3 protein-coding genes are annotated in these 2,494 nt (G+C 69.6%); all 3 read left to right on the plus strand.

The annotated features are described in order from the left end of the window. The coding region (locus VOI19_RS18050; RefSeq protein ID WP_323794329.1) for a PDZ domain-containing protein at window positions 1-959 on the plus strand (959 nt) is incomplete at its 5' end. Next, complete coding sequence (locus tag VOI19_RS18055; RefSeq protein ID WP_323794330.1) at window positions 956-1,651, plus strand: PPA1309 family protein; 696 nt, start codon at window positions 956-958, stop codon at window positions 1,649-1,651. The genes VOI19_RS18050 and VOI19_RS18055, both read left to right, overlap by 4 nt. Then, window positions 1,648-2,494, plus strand: an 847-nt coding sequence (locus tag VOI19_RS18060) for a UPF0182 family protein (RefSeq protein WP_323794331.1), incomplete at its 3' end; no start/stop codon positions are given. The genes VOI19_RS18055 and VOI19_RS18060, both read left to right, overlap by 4 nt.

Genomic DNA, 2,494 nt, shown 5'->3' on the forward strand with positions numbered 1-2,494 from the left:
TCGAGGAGACGATCGAGGGCAAGAAGCGTCTGCTGATCGACGGTCGCGAGATCTTCCGCGACGAGGGCCAGCTGCGGATGACCACCGTGCGCGTCTCGCCGGCCGGTGACCCGCCGGACTCGGCCTACCTCTCCCTCGGTGAGCTGATGGCCACCTGGTTCGACGACGACGACGCGGTCTACCCCTACTCCTCGGTGCACCAGGAGGGCGAGACGGCCGAGAGCAGTCGCGAGGAGGGCGCCGTGCAGATGGCGACCTCGCAGGACGACGCCGTCTACGTCGCCCTCACCGAGAACGGCATCGACGTGCCGCAGGTGCTCCAGGTGGCCGCGATCACCGCGGGCGGCGGCTCCGAGGGCATCTTGAAGGTCGGCGACGTGCTGCGCAGCATCAACGGCGAGCAGATCGCCGACGACGTCGCCCTGCGCGAGGCCATCCAGCGCGCCGAGCCCGGCGAGCCCATCGCCGTGGGCATCGAGCGAGCCGACAAGACCCGCACGGTCGAGGTGACGCCCATCGAGGAGACGATCGAGGGCAAGAAGCGTCTGCTGATCGGCGTGACCCCGGGCTACGACTATGACTTCCCGTTCGAGGTGAAGATCAACATCTCCGACAACATCGGGGGGCCGAGCGCAGGGCTGATCTTCTCCCTCGCCGTCTACGACACCATCACTCCCGGCTCGCTGACCGGCGGCGCCCGGGTCGCCGGCACCGGCGAGATCGCCCCCGACGGCACCGTCGGACCGATCGGCGGCATCCAGCAGAAGATCGCCGGAGCCCGTGCCGAGGGCACCGACCTGTTCCTGGTCCCGGCGGGCAACTGCGCCGACGCTCTCGGTGCCGAGAACGGCGACATGACCCTGGTGCGGGCCTCGACGATGCACGAGGTGCGCCTCGCGCTCGAGGCCTACGCCGCAGACCCCACTGCCGACCTTCCCTCCTGTGAGGACGTGACGTGAACGAGAACGACCTGCCCACCGATCCGCCCTCCGACGAGGCCACCGACGGGGCCGAGGCCGCGGTCGACGAGGCGCTGACCGCCGACCCGCGGTGGGGCGACCTCGACGCCGACCCGGCGCTGGCCACGGCCGTGCTGGAGATCGAGGGCCACCTGTCCGGCGCCGGCTGGGACCAGTCCGGTCGTCTCTACGCGCTCGTCGACACCGCTGACCTCGTGCGTCAGGAGCCCCAGCTCGCTGCGGCGATGGGCCTGGACTCCGCGGCCGAGCACGGCTCGCTGACCGCGGTCGAGCAGGACCAGCTCGACCCGTCGAAGCCGCTGGAGGCCGTGCTCGAGTCGATCGAGTGGCCCGCCGGGGTCGTCGGCTGCGCCGCCATGGTTGAGCGACTCGTGCTGCCGCCCGGCTCGGACACCGGCATCCCCGACGACCCGATCGAGGCGCGCGCGTTCGCCCGCGACCACCCCGACCGCCAGGAGGTCCGGATCGTGGCCGGCGCCACCCGCAGCGGCTCGACGTACTGCGCCCTGCGGATGCGTTCGCACGACGACGACTCCTCCGTGGTCGGAGGCGTCGACCTCGTGCCCGGCCTGCTGAGGCTGCTCCAGGACACCCTGACCGAAGACCACCTGCACCACCACCCGCACGACGATGACACGGCTCGCCACGAGCCGTCTGAGGAGAACCCGTGAGTGAGCTGTTCGACGACGACCCGAGGGCGACGCCGCCCCCGCGCCAGGCTGCGCCCAAGAGGTCACGCGCGCTGCTGATCACCGCCATCGTGGTGATCGTGGCGATCTTCTCGCTGACCGGAGTCTCGGGCATCTACACCGACCGCCTCTGGTACCGCTCGGTCGGCTTCGGCAACGTCTTCTCCACGCTGCTGTGGACGCGGATCGGGCTCTTCCTGGTCTTCGGTGCGGTGCTGGGCGGGATCGTGGCGCTCAACATCTACCTCGCCTACCGCTTCCGGCCGCTCTTCAGGCCGAACTCCCGCGAGCAGTCGAACCTCGACCGCTACCGCGACGTGGTGACGCCCATCCGCGTGTGGGTCGTGCTGGGCACCGCGCTCCTCCTCGGCGCGTTCGCCGGAGCCTCGGGCATGAGCAACTGGCGCACCTACCTGATGTGGCGCAACGGGCAGTCGTTCGGCCAGGACGACCCCTACTTCAACCGCGACATCGGCTTCTACGTCTTCGACCTGCCGTGGATCCACTTCCTCGTCGACTTCTCGATGGCGATCTTCGTCGTCGCGATCCTCGCGGCGCTGGCCACGCACTACCTGTACGGCGGGCTGCGGCTCCAGGCGACCTCCGACCGGCTCTCCCCGGCGGCCCAGGCCCAGCTCTCGGTGCTGCTCGGCCTGTTCGTGCTGGCCAAGGGCCTCGACTACTACCTGGACCGTTTCGACCTGGTCAACCAGAACAACTCGTTGTTCACCGGCATGAACTTCACGGCCGAGAACGCCGTGCTGCCGGCCAAGAACATCCTCATCGGGGTCGCGGTCATCTGCTCGATCAGATCGGAAGAGCACA

The sequence above is a fragment of the Nocardioides sp. genome (genome assembly GCF_034670285.1).
GTDB lineage: Bacteria > Actinomycetota > Actinomycetes > Propionibacteriales > Nocardioidaceae > Nocardioides.